Genomic DNA, 21,484 nt, shown 5'->3' with positions numbered 1-21,484 from the left:
TGCTCCCTGTTTTTTTGGCGGCAAAACCTTAAACTGATTAGTTGGATTGCTCCGTGTCCGTTGTTAACTTTTTGCCCTAACCAGACCAAGAAACCATGACTGTTTCCCCTTCCTACGACGCAATAGTAATCGGCTCCGGCATTGGGGGATTGGTCACCGCCACCCAGTTGGTATCCAAGAGTTTGAAGGTATTGGTACTAGAGCGTTACCTCATCCCCGGCGGCAGTGCGGGCTACTTTGAGCGGGAAGGTTATCGCTTTGATGTGGGGGCCTCGATGATTTTTGGTTTTGGCGATCGGGGTACTACTAACTTATTAACCAGGGCCTTAGCCGCTGTGGGACAGGCATTGGAAACTCTCCCCGACCCAGTGCAAATTCATTACCATTTGCCAGGGGGGCTAGACCCCAAAGTTTATCGGGAGTACGAAGCTTTTTTACAGGAGTTAATCGCCAAATTTCCTCAGGAAGCCCAGGGTATCCGCCGCTTCTATGATGAATGTTGGCAAGTATTTAACTGCCTCAACACCATGGAATTGCTCTCCCTGGAGGAACCCCGTTACCTGATGCGGGTATTTTTTCAGCACCCGGGGGCATGTCTGGGTTTAGTGAAATATTTACCCCAAAATGTGGGGGACATTGCCCGCCGCCATATCCAAGACCCGGATTTACTGAAATTTATCGATATGGAATGCTATTGCTGGTCCGTAGTGCCGGCGGACTTAACCCCCATGATCAATGCCGGCATGGTCTTTTCCGATCGCCATTACGGGGGCATTAACTATCCCAAGGGGGGCGTGGGACAAATTGCCGAAAGTCTAGTAGCTGGGCTAGAAAAATTCGGTGGCAAAATTCGTTACGGAGCCAGAGTAACCAAAATTATTCAGGAAAATAACCAGGCGATCGGGGTGGAACTGGCCAACGGTGAAAAAATTTATGGCCGGCGCATCGTCTCCAATGCTACCCGCTGGGATACCTTCGGGGCGTTAACGGGAGATCGGCCCCTACCTGGGAAGGAAAAACGGTGGCGCAAAAATTATCAACAGTCCCCCAGTTTCCTCAGCTTGCATCTGGGGGTAGAAGCGGATCTATTACCGGTCGGAACAGAATGTCACCACATTTTGCTGGAGGACTGGGATGATTTAGAAAAGGAACAGGGCACCATTTTTGTCTCCATTCCCACCCTCCTCGACCCCAGCTTGGCTCCGGACGGTTACCACATCATCCACACCTTCACCCCCAGTTGGCTCGAATCCTGGCAAAATCTTTCCCCCCAGGAATATGAAGCAAAAAAAGAAGCCGATGCTGGCAAATTAATTGATCGCCTGGAAGCCATTTTTCCCGGATTGGATCGGGCACTGGATTATATGGAAATCGGCACCCCCCGTAGTCACCGCCGCTTTTTAGGCCGACAAAATGGCACCTATGGCCCCATCCCCCGCCGTCGCTTACCGGGTTTACTGCCCATGCCTTTCAACCGCACCGCCATACCAGGCTTATATTGCGTTGGCGATAGTACTTTTCCAGGCCAGGGTTTGAACGCCGTCGCTTTTTCTGGTTTTGCCTGTGCCCATCGCCTAGCGGTAGATTTGGGGGTACGGTGATGACCGCCAACATTCTCTGGCACAATGGGGCCAAGCAATGAGCTGCAACGATCGCCAACTGCATGGGTAAAAAACCAAAATCTTCCTTTAACGTCAACCAGGATGACATCCCGGAAGTAATTCGGGACAATCCAGCGGGGTCGCCCCAGTCCCAACCCTTGTCCCCCATACCGCTGAAATTAATCGCGGCCGGCTTGGGGATAATTATTCTGGCTTTATTGACGTTGTTGGCCCTGTGGCCCAGGCCCCAGCCCGCACCGGAAGTGGTGACAGAACCAAGTCCCACCCCCACTGCAACCCCCATTGATAACCTGTTGGGGCACTTGCCCTATGAAGAAGCTCCCCTGGGGGAGTTGAAAAATATTACCCCCGACGGCCGTTTAAAGTTACGCCAGGCCGCCGCTGACCAATTTTTGCTTATGCAACGGGATGCCAAGGCCCAGGGCATTTCCCTTGTCCCCATTTCCGCCTTTCGCACTGTGACCGAGCAGGAACAACTTTTTTTTGACATCAAACAACAGCGCAATCAAGAGGCTCGACAGCGGGCCGAAGTCAGTGCCCCCCCCGGTTATAGCGAACATCACACCGGCTATGCGGTGGATATTGGCGATGGCAGCGCCCAGGCTACCCATTTAAGTGAAAGTTTTGCCCAAACGAAGGCCTTTGATTGGTTGCAAAATAATGCGGCCAAATACAGTTTTGAATTGTCTTTTCCCCCGGATAATCCCCAGGGCATTGCCTACGAACCCTGGCATTGGCGTTACGTTGGCGATCGCCAAAGTTTAGAACTGTTCTACAAAGCAAGAAACTTACCGCAAAAAAACGAGAATAATCCTTAAACCTGAACTAAATCAACAGATACTTTTTAACCCCTGCTCCAGTCTGGCAATGGCAACGCTAGCCGTGGCTTGCCGCAGAGCACCATAGGCAATGCGGAGATAGCAGCCCGAATCCATGCCAAAGGTGGAACCTGGTAGCACCGCCACCTTAAATTCATCAATTAACCTTTTCACTAGCTCTAAATCCGTCAAGGGGCTATTAACTTCCAGCAAACAGTAAAAAGCCCCCTGGGGCACCACTAAACGACAATAGTCAGACAATTGACCTAAGGTTTCTAATAGTTGCTGGCGACAGGCAGCCATCTCCGGTAAAAATTGGGCTGAATAATTCTTGCCCACCCGTAAGCAAGCAAGGGCGGCATATTGGGAAACCACCACCGGGCAGATCAGATTGGTATCCTGAATTTTTTTGACCGCTAGCAATAGCTCCAGGGGAATGACCATATAGCCGACCCGCCAACCGGCCATGCCATAGGCCTTGGAAAAACTGTAGAGGGAAATGGTATGGCCTCCACTATCCCCCATGGCCCCAGGGGAGAAAATCGGAGTCTGGTCGTAGGCAAAATAATCGTAGGCCTCGTCGTGGATGTGGTAGATAGCCCGCTCCCGGCACAGTTGGTTCACCGCCCGCAAATCCGCCTCTGGATAAATGGCCCCGGTGGGATTATTAGGCGAAATGGTCACCACTGCCCTAGTCCGGGGGGCGATCGCCTGGGCAATGAGATCCGGTTGGAGTTGATATTGCCCATCAGTGGGCACCAGTATCGGCTGACATCCTGCAATTCTGACTGCCATTTCATGGTTAAAGTAATAGGGCGTATTAAGAATAATTTCATCTCCTACTTCCGTAATGGCCAGCACTGCATTTAAAAAACCCATATTGGCCCCAGCCGTTACCACCACAGCTTGGTCGGAAGACAGGTTGATGCCGTTATCCCGTCGCAATTTTTCCGTTAAAGCAAAAATTAGGCTTGGTATGCCCGCCACTGGCTGATATTGATGCAGGGGAGCTTGCCCCAGACTTTCCCGCACCGCCACGGCCACCTCGTTAGGGGGAGGATAAAAAGCCACCCCTTGGCCCAGGGAAATCGTACCGGGGGAATCGGCAATCCACTGTCCCACCACCGGAATAACCGGAGACTGAACTAAATCCATACGGCTAAAGGCTGTTTCCATTACCATTGTGAATCTGAACCTGTGAATTTAAGGTAACGCTTCAACTCTCCACTCCACCATCTGGAAACACCATGGCTGCCCATATAGCCCTTATCGCCCACGACAACAAAAAAGACGCTCTGGTTAATTTTGTCCAACAACACAAATCCCTTTTCTCTAGCTACGACCTCATCGCCACTGGTCAAACGGGGCAACTGATAAAGAACAAAACCGGCTTGGCTGTGGAAACCGTTTTGCCTGGCCCCCTAGGGGGGGACACCCAAATTGCCGCCCAAATCATTGATGGAACCATTGCCGCCGTCATTTTTTTGATTGATCCCCTCTACGCCCAACCCCACGAGCCAGACCTCCGGACCCTGTTAAGGCTTTGTGAAGCCTATAACGTTCCCCTGGCGATCAATTTAGCCACCGCTAAAGCAGTGATTAAACTATTGGGTAAAACTAAAACTGCCCATCTAATTTTTAACCCCGTGGCAGGCCAGGGCAATGTGGAAAGGGAGCTAGATTTAATTAAAGAGCATTTACAGTCGGAAATTAATCTCAAAGTTACTTTCACCAGTGCGGAGGTCAACGTCACTGACCAAGCCAAGGAAATTGTGAAGAGAATTAGGCACGCCAACGAACAATCGGACGGGGAAGGAGATAGCTTTATCATTGCCTCCGGTGGTGATGGCACCGTGTCCGGCGTAGCGGCCGCCCTGATTAACACCGGCATTCCCTTGGGCATTATCCCCAGGGGTACTGCCAACGCTTTTTCTGTTGCCCTGGGCATTCCCACCCAAATCGCCGGGGCCTGCCAAACCATCAACCGGGGCATTACCAAAGTGGTGGATACGGCCCTATGTAACGACATCCCCATGCTCCTTTTGGCCGGGGTCGGCTTTGAGGCGGAAATGGTGGAAAAAGCAGACCGGGAACTGAAAAATAATCTGGGGGTAATGGCCTATATTTTTGCCGGCATTCAACAGGCGAGGGAACAGGAATTGTTTGAAGCCCACATCGAAATTGATTCGGAAACCACCACCATGGACGCCAGCGCCATTACGATCGCCAATGCGGCCCCTCCCACTTCTGTCTTTGCCCAGGGGGCAGGGCAGGTATCCTTCACCGATGGGTTGCTCGACATCACCGTGGCCAGTAGTCAAACGGCATTACAGGGTCTGCAGGTAGTAACTAACCTCTTCACCTCTGCCCTGTCGAAAAATCCCAGCGATAATGAAAACGTGCTGCATCTCTATGGAGAAAGCATTAAAGTGACCACCAGTCCCCCGCAAAAAATTGTCGTTGACGGTGAAATCATTGGTACTACTCCCGTGGAGGTTAAATGCCTGCCCAAAAGCTTAAACATCTTCGCCCCAGTGGAAAACAGTTGAGCTTAGCGGCGCTGATGCTCTCCCTGGGCATAGTCCAGTACCAAGTAACCCTGCCATAATGAGCCATGGCTGGGGTCAAATCCGCCCAACCAACTTACCGCAATTGCTATGCCGGCGGTCTAGTCTAGGTCTGGATGTTATCCGTTGTGGTCCTTCTCCAGCAATCCCCTGAACTCCCCCCGGATTCGGTAGGCCTAGCTCGACTTCTTTGTTATTTATCAGTCCATCATTCTAATGACCTTAACCAGTGTGCCCGTTTCTGTTTCCCTTTTTCCTCAACTTGAGCTTCCCCCCCTTCCCTATCACAGACCCCTACTGATGATTGGCCATGGCACTAGGGATGAAGACGGTCGCCAAACATTTTTGGATTTTGTGGCCCAGTACCAGGCATTGGACCATTCCCGTCCGGTGATCCCCTGTTTTCTGGAGTTGACGGAGCCCAATATCCAGGCCGGGGTACAGCAATGTGTGGACCAGGGCTTCGAGGAAATTTCGGCTCTGCCCATTTTGCTCTTTGCAGCCCGTCATAACAAGTTCGATGTGACCAATGAACTAGACCGCAGTCGTCAAGCCCATCCCCAGATCAATTTTTCCTACGGTCGTCATTTTGGCATTACCCCCGCCATTCTTGATTTGTGGAAGGCGCGGTTAAATCAATTGGATGGTCCCGAAGCCAATCCCCGGGGCATTGACCGCCAAGATACGGTGCTGTTGTTTGTGGGTCGGGGTTCCAGCGATCCCGATGCCAATGGTGATGTGTATAAAATGGCCCGCATGCTCTGGGAAGGCAGTAGTTACCAAACTGTAGAAACCTGTTTCATTGGCATTAGCCATCCCCGCTTAGAAGAAGGGTTCCGTCGGGCGAGGTTGTATCAGCCCAAGCGGATTATTGTTTTGCCCTACTTTTTGTTTATGGGAGCTTTGGTAAAGAAAATTTTCACCATCACGAAGGAGCAACGGGCCGCTTTTCCCGAGATTGAAATTCAATCCCTGTCGGAAATGGGCATTCAACCGGAGTTATTGGCGTTGGTGCGGGAACGGGAAATTGAAACCCAATTGGGACAGGTGGCGATGAATTGTGAGGCCTGTAAGTTTCGCCTTGCTTTTAAAAGTCAGGGCCATAACCATAGTCATGGTCATCATGATCACAGTCACGGGCATCACCACCATGGTCACGACGGTCATGACCACGGCCACAGTCACGGGGAATGGATCGATACTTACATTGAACCCACGGCCTACCACGAAAAAATTTGGCAGGCTCCCTAGGCAAGTTGATCAAGGGGGAAAAACCTTAATCTCTACCCGGTAACTAGGCTGAATTAAGCGTCGTCACCACCCATAATACGGGGGACTCGAAAAAAGTCTCCCTCTGGTTCCGGTGCGTTATCCAGTAAAGCTTGTCGGGTGGTGGCCGCATTGTCTCCGTCCCAACTAATCTGGCGATCGCCCCGGACAATGTTGCTTAACTCGATCGCCCTGGTGGTGGGTTCCACTCCTTCGGTGGGCAGTTCGTTCAATTGGTCAAAGTAGTCCAAAATGCTGCTCAACTGGGAAGCAAATTGACTTTCTTCCTCTGGGGTAATTTCCAAACGGGCCAGGTGGGCAATTTTTTGAACTTGGCTTTGATCCAACATGGGTTAACTCTAATTCTTTAAGCTCAGTCTAAAAGTGCTAATCTTGCGGGAAAAACTAGCCATTCAAAGGAATTTTAAATACCCAATCTTGATATTTGGGTTCCCGGTTTTCCGTCACCGCTGTTAATACGGAGCGCAATTTTTCCGTAATCGGGCGATCGCCGCCCAGGGTGAAGTTCTCAATCCGCTTAACCGGGGTGATTTTGGCCGCAGTGCCGCTCAAGAAAACTTCGTCGGCAATCATCAATTCCGATTTATCGATGGGGCGTTGGCAGGTGGGAATGCCCAAATCCGCCGCAATGGTGAGAATGCTATCCCTGGTGATGCCTTCAAGGATGTCCTGCTCATTGCCGGGGGTAATAATTTGCCCGTTGCGTACCATAAACACATTCATGCCGGTGGCTTCACAGACCTTACCCTGGGAATTCATCAAAATAGCCTCATCAAAGCCCGATTCCACCGCCTCCGTTTTGGCCAAAGCAGAGGTGATGTAGGCGGCGCTGATTTTGCCCCTTAGGGGAAAACTGCGGTCCTCTTGGCGGTACCAGGAACTGATGCGGCAGCTAACTCCATCGGCGGCTAGATAATCCCCCATCTCCAAGCCATAAACCAGGAAATCTTTTTCTAAATTGTGCAAACGGGGGGCAATGCCCAAACCTGAACTGTACACCAATGGACGGATGTAAAAGGATTTATCAGGCTGATTTTTCTTAACAAAATCAACAATAACTTCCTTGATTTTTTCTGCACTGATGTCGTAGTGCAAAAACTTGGCACTCTTACTCAGGCGATCGCCGTGGCGGTCGAGGCGAAACAATAAAATGGTGCCCGGATCTTCCGGGTCGGGAATACCCCGCAAACCCCCAAAGGCCGCCGTCCCATAGTGGAGGGCATGGGTAGCAACGGAAATTTTGGCATCCTCAAACGGGACAAACTTCTCTTCAAAGTAGGCGATCGGCAAAAACTTGTGCATCAGAAAATCAAAAAAAAGACTTGTACTTCCTGGACTTAACCCCATTCATCCGAAGGGGAATAGTGTGCTACCCGTGTTTTCCAGGGCATTAGGATTCACCTAGCCAGCCCGCCAGATTTTGAAGTTGGCTGTCCGAGGGGTCGGCCATGGGCACCACTTCATAACGGTTTGCTTGGGGAGATGCCAACACCACATCCACCGTCCGCAAAAGATCCTGATGAAACACCGTTAACTGAATCATATCATTGGCTTGGTAGTCTTTCAGCCGCAGGGAAAGCTGTTCAGCCCCAACCCGTAGACCATTGATGGCCAGCAACAAGTCCTGGGCGCTAATGCCAGCCATGGCGGCGGGGGAATGGGCAGCCACAAAGGTAATTTTTTCCTGGCCGGCCTCGGATTTAACCTTAATGCCCAAATAGGGAGTTAAATCTTCCTGCACAGGTTTAATAACCAAGCCAAAGGGTTGCAAATAATCATTGAGGGGAAGTTCCGCCGTGGTGTGGAGATAGGTATGGAAAAATTCAGTTAAGTCCGTGTCCGCCACCCTGGAAATTACCTCCTGCAATTGTTCGGGGGTAAAACCAATTTCTTCCCGGCCAAATTCTTGCCACATTATCCGTAAAACATCATCAAAGGAGCGCTGGTTTTGGTGTCGTTCGCGAATCAGTAAATCCAGCATTAAAGTTACCAATTCCCCCTTGAGGTAATAGGACATTTGGCTATTATCGCTGTTGGCATCCCGACGATAGAGTTTGATCCAGGCATCAAAACTAGATTCTGCCAAGGGTTGCACCAAGCGCCCTGGGGTCGTTAGGTAACGGGTAATCTCCTTGCCCAAATTTTTTAAATAAGTTTGGCGATCATAAATTCTTGCCCTGAGGGGAATGAGCAGATCATAATAACTGGTAGTGCCTTCGGAAAACCAGAGGGAAGGGGTGTAATTTTCCTGGTCGTAGTCAAATTTCTCCAGGGCCTGGGGACGAATGCGCTTAATGTTCCAAAGATGGAAAAATTCGTGGGCCACCAGTTGCAAAAACCGTTGGTATTTTTCCGGATCACGAAAGCCAAAGCGGTCATAGTTCAGCACACAGGAATCTTTATGTTCCAAGCCGCCGTAGCCCTGGTTGGCAGTGTGGAGAATGAACCAGTAATGGTCGTAGGGTAAATTCCCGAATAGTTCTGCTTCAACGGCGATGATTTTTTTCGTATCTTTAACTAACTGTTCCGCATTCAAATTACTTTCACCCCAAACCACAAAGTGGTGCTCCTTACCCTGGGTTTCAAAGGCGTAATCCCGATGAATCCCCACTTCCACCGGGCTATCCACCAACATGTCAAAGTCCTGGGCATAGAAAGTTTTGGCTCCCGTAGTTGAATTCGTTGCCTTACAGGGCAGGGCCGTGGCGATCGCCCAAGCCGGTTGGGGGGGAACAACGGTCAAGGTTAGAGGCCTGTGGGTATGTCCTGGCAAGTAGAAAAACAATGCTGCCCCGGTGAAGAAACCATGACTATAATCCAAATGATTGGTTCTTACGGTTAATTCATCGGCATAAATGCGATAGGAAATGGCAATATTTTCTTCCTCTCCACAGGCAATGGCCCAATGGGCCTTACCCAACTTTTGGTGCTCTAAATATTCGCCGTTGCTGAGACCTTGAGCTTGGAAGTCCTGCAAATGGCGCTCATATTCCCTTACCAGATAGGACCCTGGTGTCCAGACGGGAAATTTCAGTTCTAGTACAGAAGCAGTGAAACCTTGAATATGCAAATCCACGGTGAAGTAGTGGGTCTGGGGTGTTGGCATCGCCACTTGGTAGTGCAGATGGGGGAGAGTAGGGAGCATGGTGGCTGGAGAAGTTTGCCTTAGTAACTGTCTCCTTTTTGTACCGCATTTACACCGTTGATGGCGGGGATCAATCCTGGTAATCCTATTTAATCTTGTGCGATAATGGTTAATACAAAAGCTTTTGCCAAAGTCCCCTCGGTGAGGTCGATGAAGTTTTCTTGCGTACTTTGGTGACCCATACCCCTTTCAGGGCAAGCTATAGATATGCCCCCCTCCTGCTGTTGACCTGCCTCTTCCTTTGATTAAATGACAGCTCCCACCCCCTCCTCCCACTCAGTTCCAATTCAGGAATTTACTGCCTCCAGGCAGGCCAGTTTCTTTGATGGACTGAAGCAACCCCGTTTTAGCGGCCAACTAATCCTCTCCAGTGCAACGGGGGAGAAATGGTCTTTTTATCTCTACATGGGTCGGATCATGTATGCCACCGGGGGGATTCACTCCGTCCGCCGTTGGCGCCGACAAATTGCTTCCTATCTGCCCCCCATTGCCGCCAACCTGGCCTCGGTGCAAACCGATTTGGCCAGCATTGATCCCCAAGATTTACAAATTTGCTGGGAATATCAACTGCTCTGCCACTGGGTAGCTCAGCAGAAAGTTACCAGGGAGCAGGCCGCTCGGCTGATTCGGGCCACGGTGGTGGAAGTGCTGTTTGACATCACCCAATCCATGGAAGTGGCCTGTGATCTACGCCAGGATAATTTGCTTTCCACTAGGCTGGTGCTGATTGACGCGGATCAGATGATTGCGGAATCCCAGCAGTTATGGAGCAAATGGCAGGGGGCCAAGATTGCAGACCGCTCCCCCAATGCGGCCCCTATCATTCGTCAGGCGGAACAGTTACAGCAACGCACCACTCCCCAGGTGTACCAAACCCTCAAACAGTTGCTGGATGGTAATCAGTCCCTCCGGGACTTGTCGGTGCGGATGAAGCGAGATGTGCTGAGTGTGACCACTTCTTTGTTGCCCTATCTACAGTTGGGGTTGGTGGAATTGATTAAAATTCCCGATTTGCCCCCGCCCATTGCGCCCCCAGTGAGGGGCGTGGTGGCCCAGCCTGATGTGCCCAGTGGTCCCCTGATCGCCTGTGTGGATGACAGTCCTTTGATCTGCCAAACCATGGAAAAAATTCTTACTACAGCCAATTATCGGTTTGTAGGAATCAATGATCCCCTACGGGCGATCGCCATTCTTCTGGCCCGGAAGCCGGATTTGATTTTCCTCGATTTGGTCATGCCCAACGCCAATGGCTACGAAATTTGTGGGCAATTGCGTAAATTGTCCATCTTCAAAAGTACTCCCATTGTCATCCTCACCGGCAATGATGGCATTGTTGACCGAGTGCGGGCCAAAATGGTCGGCTCCACAGATTTTTTAAGTAAGCCCGTCAACCCGGACATGGTTTTGCAGACTATTAAAAAACATCTCCATGACCAGGCATCGCTGCCAGCGGAATAACTTGACCCAAGGAGGCCCCGGAAAATTGTGGAATCTCCCTTGATTCCAGGCCAATACTTTTGCGGTTTGGTTTAGGATCTATGACTGTTTACTATTTACCGTTCACTTTTCGACTAATTAAGCACTGAGGCAACATTATGGGCAGCGCACTTGTTATTGACGATTCCTCTACAGAACGTTCAATTATCAGTGATTTTTGTCAGAAACTAGGCATTAACGTCACCACCGCCATCAGTGGAGAAGAAGCCCTGGAAAAACTTTCCCAGGCAGTGCCGGACGTAATTATTTTAGATATTGTGCTGCCGGGGCGCAGTGGTTTTGAAATTTGTCGAGAATTGAAAGACAAAGACCGGACTAAAAGTATTCCAATCATCCTCTGTTCCACTAAGGCCACGGATATGGATAAATTTTGGGGCAAACGCCAAGGGGCGGACGCCTATATTACTAAACCCATTGACCAAGAGGAGTTCAACACGGTAATCAAGCAATTTATCTGAACTTTATATCCCCCATGCTTTCCGGTTAATTTTTTCCGGCTAACCAATGCCCGAGCCGATGGACGAATTAGCTGTTACTAAAGCTGATTGATTTTTCCGGTCCCCCCTGGGACGGTTTTTAGGAGCAACTGTTTTGCCAGCCAACACCTTTTCCTCTGATACCATGCTGGGTGATATCCAAGTCCCCCGCCAGCAGTTTTTGCAATTTACCCTCGAACCAGACACCAACTTAATTTTGCCTCTGTTTCAGTTAACGGAGATTCTGACGGTGCCCCTGGGACAAATCACCCCCATTCCCCACATGCCTTCCTGGACCATGGGGGTTCATAATTGGCGGGGAGACGTGCTCTGGGTGATTGATTTTGGCGCTTTTTTAGGGCTAACCCCTTGGCACCTCCAATCTGGTTCCCGTACCAACTATCGGGTTATCATTTTAAATGGAGGCGTCCCCTTCGACCTTGATCCCAGTCAACGAAGGCGATCGCCGGGTCAACGCAACCAGATGTTGGGACTGGTGGTCACAGAGGTAAAGGACATTACCTGGTGTGAAACGGATCAAATTCAATCTCCCCCTGCCGCCAGCATTGGTTCAGACCTTGCGCCCTACGTGCGGGGATTTTGGGTTAGCCCTCCAGGGGTAATGTATGTGGTATTGGATGCCCAAGCTATTGTGGGTCGTCTGATGACTACTCCCCAGGCTGCCTCCAGTTAACTTTTATTGATTTTTATTGAATTTATTAAACTAATCAACCCATCAGTTTGCTAATTATTGGCTAAATTTTCTACACTTTTGACTGGAATTCTCGCTCCATCGGCAAGCTAACTAGGACTGGAGCAACTACGGTTTTCTTCTTAGTGCTTGTGTTTCTCGCCTTGACTTTAGGGTAGACCTCCACCCAAGGGCCATTACCGTGCTTGAGGTACTGATGTCCACCCTGCCCTACCCATGTTGCCTAACTGGTAAGTTTTAACCATGACCCAAAATCCTTCCTCCGATCGCCGTCCTGACACTGCCCAATCCGTCGCCAATGGCGAGACCCTTGATGGCGCTCTTTTTACTGGGTTGACGGACACGGCCGCTGCCCAGGACGAATCGTCGGAAACCAGCGCTTCTTTTGCCACCGTCGATGGAGAGGATAAAAGTGAGGTAGGGGATGCCCTGGATTGGTTTAGCGATGGCAAGGAAACTGACATCAACGGGGATGAGACAGACCGTGGAATCCAGGCAGATACACAAGCAAAAACATTGGTTTCCTTGGAAAATTTGGCCGAGGAACCGGGGATAGATGGGGCTGAGTTCATGGCAGAGGCTTTTATAGCAGAAAATACCGCCGTGGAGGATGTTTCCCCTAACCCCAACCCCGCCATTGACACCGATGCCCTGGCCGCACTGACCCAATCGGCCGTAGAGTTGACCCCGCCGCCCCCGATCAATTTGCCCAAGGTGGAGTTACCCCCCATGCAACCCCTGGCTCCCCTCATGGCGATCGCCGACCCGGATAATTTGAGTCCGATGTCTGCCTCAACCCAGGCACCTACCCAAAGTGGAGGACTTTCCCTCCGCAATAAAGCTGTGTTGATAGCCCTGTTAATTGGTTTGATCCCCGCTGGGGTGATTGGAGGGCTCAATCTCAGCAGTGTGGACAGGCTTCCAGTGCCCCCAACGGAACAACAGGTGAAGGACTTCACCACTAAGCAAATCCGTGACCAAATTCTGATTGGGCTATTGGTGACCGCGGTGGGGGCTGCCTTCGTTGCCTACTGGATGGTGGGGGAAAATACCAAAGCTCAAACCGCCCTGGCCTTGAAAGCTAAGCATTCCCACCGGAACCTCGACCAACCTCTAGCCGTGGCCGGTGATGAACTGGCGATCGCCGACCAAACCATTGATGCTCTCAGTGCCCAGGTGGAGAAATTGCGTCACCAGCAGGATTTATCCCTTAAACAAGCAGAACTGCTGACCGAACTATCCCGGGCCAACCTTTCCGACATTGACGAAATTCAAGGCGTAATTCAGAAGAACCTCGACCAAGCCAGGGCTTTGTTTGGTTGTGAGCGACTAGTGTTTTACTACCATCCCCGTTATCAGCCGGAAGCCATGGTAGTGCAAGCTTTGGACTTAACCACCCAAGGTTTAATTGACAGCAAAGATCCCCATCCCTGGGGCCAGGAAGATATGCCTTCCCAGATCGTTGCCATCAATGACACCAGCGGTGCCAGTATCAGTAACCCCCATCGCCAATGGTTAGAGCAACATCAAGTCAAAGCGAGCTTGACCGTACCTCTACACCGGGATAACTACCCCCTCGGCCTGCTCATGGCCCACCATTGCCAACGTCCTCACCAGTGGGAAATGAGGGAAAGACAGTTTCTTCAGCAGTTGACCGAAGAACTACAAACCACCCTGGACCGGGCCAACCTGATCCAGGAAAGGAATGAAAGCGCCCAGCAAGCCCAAATCCTTAAAGAATTGACCCTGAAAATTTCCGCTGCCATCAACAGCGAGCAGGTTTTTGACATCGCCGCCCAAGAAATTCGTCTGGCGCTCAAAGCAGACCGGGTCATTGTCTATCGGTTCGATGCCACCTGGGCCGGCACAGTGATTGTGGAATCGGTAGCAGAAGGATATCCCAAAGCTTTGGGGGCCACCATTGCCGACCCCTGCTTTGCTGATAGTTATGTGGAAAAATACCGTTCTGGACGTATCCAAGCCACCCGAGATATTTACAACGCCGGCCTGACCCCCTGCCACATTGGCCAGCTCAAACCCTTTGAAGTCAAAGCCAACCTTGTCGCCCCCATCAACTACAAAGGCAATCTGCTGGGACTACTCATCGCCCACCAGTGCTCCGGGCCGAGGGACTGGCACCAGAATGAAATTGATTTATTTGGCCAATTGACTGTGCAGGTGGGACTAGCTTTAGAACGCTCCGACCTCTTAGCCCAACAGAAAATCGCCGAAGTAGAACAACGACAAATGCGTGAAAAAATGCAAAAGCGGGCCTTGGAACTGCTGATGGAGGTAGACCCTGTCAGTCGAGGGGACTTGACCATCCGAGCCCACGTGACCGAGGACGAAATTGGCACGATCGCCGACTCCTACAACGCAACTATTGAAAGTCTGCGGCGCATTGTAACCCAAGTACAAACCGCTGCTAGTCAATTTACTGAGACCACCGACACCAACGAAGTGGCAGTGCGGCAACTAGCCGAGCAAGCCAATCGCCAGGCCTTGGATGTGGCAGAGGCCCTGGAGCGGCTTCAGGCCATGAACAAGTCCATTCAAGCAGTGGCAGAAAATGCTGCCCAAGCAGAATCAGCAGTACAACGGGCGACCCAAACGGTGGACCAAGGGGAAGATGCCATGAACCGCACCGTGGATGGCATTGTCGCAATTCGGGAAACGGTGGCCGCCACCGCCAAACAGGTGAAGCGATTGGGGGAATCATCCCAAAAGATCTCCAAAGTGGTGAACTTAATTGGCAGCTTTGCTGACCAAACCAACCTCCTAGCCCTAAATGCTGCCATTGAAGCCGCCCATGCTGGTGAAGAAGGACGGGGATTTGCGGTGGTAGCCGATGAAGTACGTTCCCTGGCACGGCAATCAGCGGAAGCAACGGCAGAAATTGCCCAATTGGTGGCGACAATTCAGGCGGAAACGAATGAAGTAGTGAATGCCATGGAAGCGGGCACCGAACAGGTAGTGGTGGGAACCAAATTGGTAGAAGAAACCAGGCGGAGCTTGAACCAAATTACGGCGGTGAGTGCCCAGATTAGTGGCTTGGTGGAAGCGATCACCTCTGCGGCCATTGAGCAGTCCCAAACCAGTGAATCGGTAACCCAGACCATGGCTCTGGTGGCCCAGATTGCGGATAAAAACTCCAGTGAAGCGAGTGGGGTATCTGCCACCTTTAAGGAACTGTTGGCAGTGGCCCAGTCATTGCAAGAGGCGGTTAAACAGTTCAAAGTGCAGTGATCTGACCAAATGTATAACTAAACCCATAACCGACATTCAATCAATATGTCCACCATTGCAAGCGAATACCAACCCCCCAAGGACCAGACGGCCATGCTGTCTGGGCAGATTAGCCAGGGACAAGCGGAGAGTCTGCAAACCATGCGTAGTGTGAGGGCTACCATGGCCACCACGGGGGAACAACTGGAAAAGTTGGATAGTTCCACCCAGGAAATTGCCAAAGCAATTAATTTGATTCGACAATTTGCGGCCCAGACCCATCTGTTGGCCCTGAAGGCGTCCATTGAAGCGGCCCGGGCTGGGGAGGAGGGCCGGGGCTTTTCGGTAATTGCAGACGAAGTGCGGAGTTTAGCGGCCCAATCGGCGGAAGCAACGGCGGCCATGGAGGCTTTAATTGTGACGATCCAGTCCCAGGCGAGGGAATTGACCGGCAGTATCAAGGAAAGCAACCAGCAACTGAATGGCCATCACCAACAATTGGAAACGAACCAGCAATATTGGCACCAACTAGCTGAAACCCTCCTATCTAACCCTTAATTTCCCCTTTGTCCCCATGCTCAACTCCGACATTCGTGACCACGCCTACCAGTTTTTCATTGAAGAAGCACCGGAATTGCTCAGTGTGATTGAAATGGGGCTGTTGGAGTTGCGGGGAGAGAGGACACCAGCCCAGATCCATGGCATTATGCGGGCGGCCCATTCCATTAAGGGCGGGGCGGCCAGTGTGCAGTTACCGGCCATTGAAGAATTAGCTCACCGGCTGGAGGACATTTTCAAGGCGCTCTATAGCGATGCGGTGGTGGTGGATGACAGGTTGGAAGGAATGCTCTTGGAAGGGTTCGATTATCTGAAACAAGCCCTCACCACCCAGATTGAAACGGGGCAGTTGGAGCATACTGAAGTTTTGGCGCAGGGGTTGCCGGTGATTGCGGCCATTGAGGAGCAGTTGGGGGAACATCTGGCGGCGGGGGAACAGTTTCTGCCCAGCTCTGCTGACTTGGGGGTGGACATTGTGGCATCCCTGTTTGAGGTGGACGTTGCCCAAGGGTTGGCAGAGATTGGCGAAGCGTTGGCTGGGGATGACGAAGAAAGGTTGCGGGGAACCCTGGCGGCCCAGACGGAAATTTTTGCCGGGCTGGCGGAGATTCTCAATTTGCCTGGATTTAAGGAAATTACAGATCTGGTGGCGCAGGGCTTGGATAATCCTGGGTTGTCTGTCGGGGAATTAGCAGTAGTGGCGGTGGAAAATTGGCAACATAGCTGTGGGCAGGTGCTGGAAAAAGGCGATCGCCAACGGGGAGGGGAACCGAGTGAAGCGTTGTTGGCATTGGTGCGGGGGCAAGGGGAACGGGATTTAGCCGCCATGGCGGGGTTGGAGGAAGTGTTTGGCAGTGGGGAAGTGGGGGAAGAATTTTGGGGTATGGACTTTCCGGAGCTGGGGGACATTCCTACGGCCATTAGCACAGCGGAGGAAAACGTCTTTGCGGCATGGGAGGAAACACCGACGGAGATAACCTTTCAGCCAGGGGAAGGGGCGATTCCCGCTAGCGATCGCCAGCCCAGTCTGGGGCCAGAACGGGTGAATTTAGAAGAACCGGCCTATCGATTTTTCATTGAAGAAGCGCCAACACTGCTACAGGAAATCGAAACGGGATTGTTGACCATTGGTCAAGACCGCTCAGCGGCGGTGGTCCATGGCATTATGCGGGCGGCCCATTCCCTCAAGGGGGGAGCGGCCAGTGTGGGGTTGGAAACAATTAAACATATTGCCCACCGACTAGAGGACATTTTCAAGGCGCTCTATAGTGAAGAGGTAGTCCTAGACCAAACGATGGAAACCCTGTTGTTGCAAGGGTTTGACTGCCTGCGGAATCCCTTGGAGCAACAAATCGACCAGGGGTACTATGATCCAGAAACGGCCTGGCAGAGCGCCCAGGGGCCGATCCTAAATCTAGAGCAACGGTTGGGAGCCCATTTGGCAGCGGGGGAACAGTTTCTACCCAGCTCTGCTGATTTGGGGGTAGATGTGGTGGCGTCCATATTCGAGGTGGACATTGCCGGGGGCATGGCGGCGGTGGCAGAAGCTCGGCAACGGGGCCCGGAAGCCCTGCGGGAAGCCCTGACCAGTCAAACGGAAATTTTCCTGGGGCTAGCGGAAATTTTGAATTTGCCAGGGTTCCAGGGGATTTGTGCGGCGGTGCATCAGGCCCTGGAAGCCAACCCAGAACAAGTCTCTACTATTGCTAATCAGGCTTTGGCAGACTGGCAAGTTGCTACTCAGCAAGTGTTGGAAAATGGCGATCGCCAACGGGGAGGGGAAGCAAGTGCCGAACTTTTGGCCCTGGGTCAAAGGCTTGCTGCTCCGGCAGAATCCCGGCCCCAACCAACTTCGGCTCCGGCTCGAGTCCTGGGGGATCTATTTTTTGGGGATGACGAAGATGAGCTAGAGGAAGAACCTTCTCCCCCCACTACACCAATGACTGGGCCATGGCAATCTCAGCCCGAGCAGCAAGTGCCCCCAATCCTAGAACAAACCACCGTAGAGGCTGAAACGGTGGAATCTCCTCCTTCCCTGGAGGATGTTTTTGGCGGGTTGACCGCCGATGAACTGGGGAAAGAATCCCTTTCTCCCGTGGCTGAGGTAGATTTTGTCGATGCTTCCCTAGAAACGTTATCTCTGGTGCAGGCGGTAGAGGAAGCCTTTGATTCCTTGCCCCCCTTAGCAACGACCCCAGCGACCATTCCCCAGGCTGAAGTAGAGGCAGTGGTAGCTCCGGCTCCTCCCGTGGAACGCACCCACGAACGGCGGGCCATGCCCAGGGAGCAAAATCCAGCTAATCTTTCCATCCGGGTGGATTTTCAACGGTTGGAGCGGATGAATAATTGGGTGGGGGAATTGGCCATTAATCGCAATAGCCTGTCTTTACAAAATCAGCAATTACAAACGGCGGTGGGGGCCCTGGGGCAACGTTTTGGCACCTTCCAGACCATGGCGCTGAAGCTGAGGCAGTTGGCGGACCAGTTGGCAATCCGGCCGGAGGGGGAAGCGATGTTACGGGCCCAGCCAAGGTCCCAGGGATGGCTAGAGCATAACTTCGATGCCTTGGAAATGGATTCCTATGGCACCCTATCGGCCCAGTTGCAGGAAATTTTGGAAGAAATGATGCAGTTGGAGGAGGCCGTGGATGATGTGGTGCTATTTTCCAGGGCGGCCAATCAAACAGTGGATGCCCAAAAGCAGATGCTATTTTCCCTGCGGGATGAGCTGATGTGGGCCCGGATGTTGCCCCTGGGGGAAATTTTGCAACGTTTTCCTCGGCTGCTCAGGGATATGGCCAGTAAGTTTAATAAGCTGGTGCAGATTAAGCTCCATGGCACGGGGGTGTTGGTGGACCGTTTGGCCTTGGAAAAACTGTATGACCCCTTGCTCCATCTACTCCGTAATGCATTTGATCATGGTATTGAGGATGAGGGGACCCGGTTGGCCATGGGGAAACCGGCCATGGGGACCATTGAGGTCCATGCCTATCACCAAGGCAATCAGACCATCATTGAAATGCGGGATGATGGAGGCGGACTGAACCGGGAAAAGATTCTGCGGCGGGCGGTGGAACGGGGTCTGGTTACCGAGGAGCAGGGGCAACGGTTAACAACGGAGCAGATTGATAATTTGATTTTTGAGCCGAACTTTTCTACGGCGGACCAGGTGAGCGAGCTGTCGGGCCGGGGTGTGGGACTGGATGTGGTGCGGCAACAGTTGCAGGCGCTGAAGGGAACCATTGTGGTGTCTTCTCGCCCTGGGCGGGGGACGGTGTTTTCCTTGCGGTTACCCCTGACCCTCACCATTGCTAAGTTGCTGGTGTGTTTGGTGGGGCAAAACCAGGGGGCTCCAACAGCGATCGCCATTCCTTCTGATAGTGTCGCGGAGTTGATGGTACCGACGGCGACACAGATCAAAACCAGTGGAGGACAACGCTTTCTCCATTGGCAAGAGTTGACTATCCCGATTTATTCCTTGACCCAATTACTGCCCTATCACTGTCCTTTGTCGGAGCAACAAACTAGTAAGTTGTTGACCACGGTACCCCAACCAGATAATTGGCATTTACCCCTGGTGCTACTGCGGCTCGGTCAGCAATATTACGCTCTGGAAGTGAACCGTTTGGTGACGGAACAGGAGTTGGTAATTAAACCCTTTTCGTCTCTGCTACCGGCCCCTTCCTACCTTTATGGGGCTACTATCCTGGCAGATGGCACCCTGATCCCGGTGGTGAATGGGGCGTTGCTGTTGGAATGGCACTGGCAAAAGGGAACAGACAATTTGGCCATGGCCGATGGAGGAGGGGAACCTCTTCCCACTCCAGGGCGGAGGGCAAAAACGATTTTGGTGGTGGATGATTCGGCGGCCCTACGGCGTACCCTGGCTTTCACCCTGGAAAGGTCTGGTTACCGGGTGATGCAGGCTAAGGATGGGCAGGAGGCCCTGAAGACCCTGGCCCAAGCCGGGGAGGTGGATTTGATTATTTGTGATGTGGAAATGCCTAACCTTAATGGCTTTGAGTTCCTTGGGCAACGGCGACGCAATCCAGATCTACTCAAAATTCCCGTGGCCATGCTCACTTCCCGGGGCAGTGAAAAACACCGACAGTTAGCCAAGACCTTGGGGGCCAACGCCTATTTCACCAAGCCCTATATTGAGCAACAGTTCCTCGGAGCGGTGCAAGAGCTTCTGGCCACTGGCCTGTTATCGGTCAGCAGTTAATTAACAGTTATCATTTTCCTTATTTCCCCAATATGGCGCTTCATTCTTCCTCTGTTGATGCCTCTGTTCAGGCCAGTCAGCCCTCGGTTCGACCGGAAAAGTTTCTCCTTTTTGCTGTGGGAAAACTTAACTTGGCCCTACCCATTGCCCTAGTGGTAAAGATTTTGCCCCATAGCCCTGCTCACGGGAGTGGTCTGTCAGCCACCGGATTGGTGAACTTAGAAAATCGTTCTGTCACCATGGTGGACCTATATCGTCGCTTTTTTGGTGTATCTCAACCTCCAACGGCGTCAACAAAACGGTATTTCATCTTGACTAAAAATCGGAGCGGGGAAGAATTTTGTCTCTTGGTTAATAATGCCCCCACGTTGCTGGATGTGTTGCCCCAACAAATTCGTCAATTGCCCGATTCTTATCGCCAAAATGACACTCTCCAATCAGCCAGCCATGTGATGGTAGTGGAGGAAAAGTCGGAAAAGTTGACGGTGTTTTTGCTCGACCCCGATCTTCTGCTGTGAATTGGGACAGCGATCGCCAAGGAAGTTGAGGAATGCCCTGAATCTGTTTCAACATAATGGGTTGTAAGCCTGGTAACCGGCAATACTCACTCCACGGTGAAGCTTGTGCACACTGGAGAACTACCTAGGGGGTAATGGCTTGTAGATAGGGAGCAATATAATTTTTCCCCCGCAGGACAAAATGGGGTGTAAGTAGAGGACTGAATTCTTGTTCCACTAGGTCTTGGGCTTGGTTGAGGCGATCGCCACCATAGGCAATAAATTGGGCACTGGAATAGGCGTAATATTCCTGTTTAGCGGTTTGATTATTTTGTTTAAAAGCTTGACGATAAAGCTGGGTTGTCTCCTCCATTAATTGTTCAATCGGCGGGGTAAAAGTAATGATTTTGCCACTGGGACAGGTGATTTTTTTGACTTTAATAAAACCAATTACCGTTTGCATACATTCCCGAGTTTGTTCCACCGATAAACAATGTTCATCCTGGCGACGGAAAGCCCATTGCAAACAACCATTGCAAATTTCCAGCACCCGCAAAACCGCTAAATTGTCCAATTCTTCAGGGGCGATCGTCGCTAATCCGGGCAAATGTTGTTCAATTTGTTGCTGAAAGCCGGCAAAATCTTCGGCAAAATAGGGCTGTAACTCAGAGATTGCGGCCAGGGCCTGCCAGTTAACATAGGTCATCGGAACATTTGGGACGAAGATTGGGGGCATTCTAACAGAACTGGGAGAAAACATTGCTCTGAAAATGGGTTGCGCATACCCCGCAGCTTGCTGCGATTGGGATAAGCAACCCCAAAGTATTAGAATTCCGTAATGGAACTAAAACG

16 protein-coding genes are annotated in these 21,484 nt (G+C 51.6%); 11 read left to right on the top strand and 5 right to left on the bottom strand.

What is annotated here, in order from left to right:
- Nucleotides 1-95 precede the first annotated feature (95 nt).
- Nucleotides 96-1,601, top strand: a complete 1,506-nt coding sequence (gene crtH, locus BWK47_RS14495; protein ID WP_162329189.1) for a carotenoid isomerase — start codon at nucleotides 96-98, stop codon at nucleotides 1,599-1,601.
- Between the two features lie 62 nt (nucleotides 1,602-1,663).
- Nucleotides 1,664-2,440, top strand: coding sequence for a M15 family metallopeptidase (locus BWK47_RS14490; protein WP_162329188.1), 777 nt, complete (start codon nucleotides 1,664-1,666; stop codon nucleotides 2,438-2,440).
- A gap of 12 nt (nucleotides 2,441-2,452) precedes the next feature.
- On the opposite strand, the gene BWK47_RS14485 is transcribed toward BWK47_RS14490, so the two are convergent.
- Nucleotides 2,453-3,616 carry a pyridoxal phosphate-dependent aminotransferase gene (locus BWK47_RS14485; protein ID WP_237269669.1) on the bottom strand — a complete coding sequence of 388 codons (1,164 nt, stop codon included), beginning with the start codon at nucleotides 3,614-3,616 and terminating at the stop codon, nucleotides 2,453-2,455.
- Between the two features lie 71 nt (nucleotides 3,617-3,687).
- Between BWK47_RS14485 and mgsA the strand changes: the two genes are divergently transcribed.
- Together mgsA and BWK47_RS14475 are read left to right on the top strand one after the other, a co-directional pair.
- Nucleotides 3,688-4,989 (top strand): methylglyoxal synthase, encoded by a 1,302-nt coding sequence (gene mgsA, locus BWK47_RS14480; protein ID WP_162329186.1) that lies wholly within the window; start codon nucleotides 3,688-3,690, stop codon nucleotides 4,987-4,989.
- Nucleotides 4,990-5,223: 234 nt separating this feature from the next.
- On the top strand, nucleotides 5,224-6,258 hold the full coding sequence (locus BWK47_RS14475) for a sirohydrochlorin chelatase (protein ID WP_162329185.1): 1,035 nt from the start codon (nucleotides 5,224-5,226) through the stop codon (nucleotides 6,256-6,258).
- A gap of 53 nt (nucleotides 6,259-6,311) precedes the next feature.
- Here BWK47_RS14475 and gatC read toward each other — a convergent pair whose 3' ends face one another.
- From gatC to BWK47_RS14460, 3 genes are all read right to left on the bottom strand, one after another.
- Nucleotides 6,312-6,626: an Asp-tRNA(Asn)/Glu-tRNA(Gln) amidotransferase subunit GatC gene (gene gatC / locus BWK47_RS14470; protein WP_162329184.1), complete on the bottom strand. Its 315-nt coding sequence runs from the start codon at nucleotides 6,624-6,626 to the stop codon at nucleotides 6,312-6,314.
- A gap of 55 nt (nucleotides 6,627-6,681) precedes the next feature.
- Nucleotides 6,682-7,599 (bottom strand): branched-chain amino acid transaminase, encoded by a 918-nt coding sequence (locus BWK47_RS14465; RefSeq protein WP_162329183.1) that lies wholly within the window; start codon nucleotides 7,597-7,599, stop codon nucleotides 6,682-6,684.
- A gap of 88 nt (nucleotides 7,600-7,687) precedes the next feature.
- Nucleotides 7,688-9,442: a M61 family metallopeptidase gene (locus BWK47_RS14460; protein ID WP_162329182.1), complete on the bottom strand. Its 1,755-nt coding sequence runs from the start codon at nucleotides 9,440-9,442 to the stop codon at nucleotides 7,688-7,690.
- A 249-nt stretch (nucleotides 9,443-9,691) separates the two neighbouring features.
- Here BWK47_RS14460 and BWK47_RS14455 point away from each other — a divergent pair, with 249 nt between their 5' ends.
- The 7 genes from BWK47_RS14455 (at nucleotide 9,692) to BWK47_RS14425 (ending at nucleotide 20,653) form a co-directional block, all read left to right on the top strand.
- Nucleotides 9,692-10,900, top strand: a complete 1,209-nt coding sequence (locus tag BWK47_RS14455; protein WP_010874014.1) for a response regulator — start codon at nucleotides 9,692-9,694, stop codon at nucleotides 10,898-10,900.
- Between the two features lie 137 nt (nucleotides 10,901-11,037).
- The gene (locus BWK47_RS14450; RefSeq protein WP_010874013.1) at nucleotides 11,038-11,397 is read left to right on the top strand and encodes a response regulator; all 360 of its coding nucleotides are present in this window, start codon (nucleotides 11,038-11,040) and stop codon (nucleotides 11,395-11,397) included.
- Between the two features lie 133 nt (nucleotides 11,398-11,530).
- On the top strand, nucleotides 11,531-12,109 hold the full coding sequence (locus BWK47_RS14445) for a chemotaxis protein CheW (protein ID WP_237269668.1): 579 nt from the start codon (nucleotides 11,531-11,533) through the stop codon (nucleotides 12,107-12,109).
- 261 nt (nucleotides 12,110-12,370) lie between these two features.
- Nucleotides 12,371-15,373, top strand: coding sequence for a methyl-accepting chemotaxis protein (locus BWK47_RS14440; protein ID WP_162329181.1), 3,003 nt, complete (start codon nucleotides 12,371-12,373; stop codon nucleotides 15,371-15,373).
- A gap of 45 nt (nucleotides 15,374-15,418) precedes the next feature.
- A complete protein-coding gene (locus BWK47_RS14435; protein WP_162329180.1) occupies nucleotides 15,419-15,910 on the top strand; it encodes a methyl-accepting chemotaxis protein in 492 nt (163 codons plus the stop codon).
- A 16-nt stretch (nucleotides 15,911-15,926) separates the two neighbouring features.
- Complete coding sequence (locus BWK47_RS14430) at nucleotides 15,927-20,135, top strand: Hpt domain-containing protein (protein ID WP_162329179.1); 4,209 nt, start codon at nucleotides 15,927-15,929, stop codon at nucleotides 20,133-20,135.
- Between the two features lie 32 nt (nucleotides 20,136-20,167).
- Nucleotides 20,168-20,653, top strand: a complete 486-nt coding sequence (locus BWK47_RS14425) for a CheW domain-containing protein (protein WP_162329178.1) — start codon at nucleotides 20,168-20,170, stop codon at nucleotides 20,651-20,653.
- Between the two features lie 124 nt (nucleotides 20,654-20,777).
- Here BWK47_RS14425 and BWK47_RS14420 read toward each other — a convergent pair whose 3' ends face one another.
- Nucleotides 20,778-21,338 (bottom strand): hypothetical protein, encoded by a 561-nt coding sequence (locus tag BWK47_RS14420; protein WP_237269667.1) that lies wholly within the window; start codon nucleotides 21,336-21,338, stop codon nucleotides 20,778-20,780.
- Nucleotides 21,339-21,484 lie beyond the last annotated feature (146 nt).

It is taken from the genome of Synechocystis sp. CACIAM 05 (assembly GCF_010222815.1).
Taxonomy (GTDB): Bacteria; Cyanobacteriota; Cyanobacteriia; order Cyanobacteriales; family Microcystaceae; genus Synechocystis.
This window is presented reverse-complemented; position numbering and strand designations above follow the sequence as displayed.